The sequence below is a fragment of the Staphylococcus sp. GDY8P57P genome (assembly GCF_017892585.1).
Classification (GTDB): domain Bacteria; phylum Bacillota; class Bacilli; order Staphylococcales; family Staphylococcaceae; genus Staphylococcus; species Staphylococcus borealis.
This window is the reverse complement of sequence record NZ_JAESLK010000102.1, coordinates 1-859: the sequence shown is the minus strand read 5'-3', so window position 1 is coordinate 859 and position 859 is coordinate 1. Positions and strand designations below refer to the sequence as shown.

Below are 859 nucleotides of genomic sequence, written 5' to 3'. Positions count from 1 at the left end.
TAGATTTTTGAAATAATATTTAAAGATGAGAGGAGTCAATAATGGAGGAACCAAATAAGCAAATTGATAATGTTTTAATAGAATTGAAACGATTGTTTTCAAAAGATTTATTAGGAGTCTATTTATATGGTTCTTATGTTAAAGGGGGTTTAAAAAAAGATAGTGATGTTGATTTTCTAGTGATAATAAATAGAGATATGACTAAAGAAGAAAAAAGAATATTAATTTCGAAAATTATGCCTATCTCTAAAGAAATTGGTGAAGATACAAGTTTAAAATATATAGAATTAACTGTGCTTAATTATCATGAAAATGAAAATTGGTCTTATCCACCTATTGAAGAGTTTATCTATGGGGAATGGCTTAGAGAAGATTATTTAAATTATTTTATTCCAGAAAAGAATAACAACATTGATTTAACAATATTATTATATCAAGCCAAGCTTTCTTCAATATCAATTTATGGCGAAAATAATATTAATAACTTAATTCCTGATGTTCCATTTATTGATTTACAAAAAGCTATAAAGGAAAGTTCTAAAGAATTGATAAAAGATTTTTATGGTGATGAAACAAATGTTATTTTAACCCTTTGTCGTATGATCGTAACTTATGAAACAGGTAAGTTTTATTCAAAAGATTTAGCTGGCAGTATGATAATAGAAAATTTATCAATTGAAGAAAATAATTTAATAAGTTTAGCTATTTCTAGTTATAAAAATGGTAATAGCGTTGATTGGGAACTTTTTCCTGTTAAGAGTGTCATTAAAAAACTTTATGCTTATTTGAATTATAAATTATGATAATAGCTTTTGTGATATTTACAATATCCAGTATTCCTTAAATTTTGAAAAAGAAA

Annotated in this window: 1 protein-coding gene; it reads left to right on the top strand. The window is 24.3% G+C overall.

Translation table 11 applies throughout. The features are described 5' to 3' along the window. The first annotated feature begins 41 nt into the window (after positions 1–41). On the top strand, positions 42–803 hold the full coding sequence (gene ant(9) / locus KA878_RS13730) for an aminoglycoside nucleotidyltransferase ANT(9) (protein WP_031901094.1): 762 nt from the start codon (positions 42–44) through the stop codon (positions 801–803). Positions 804–859: the final 56 nt, after the last annotated feature.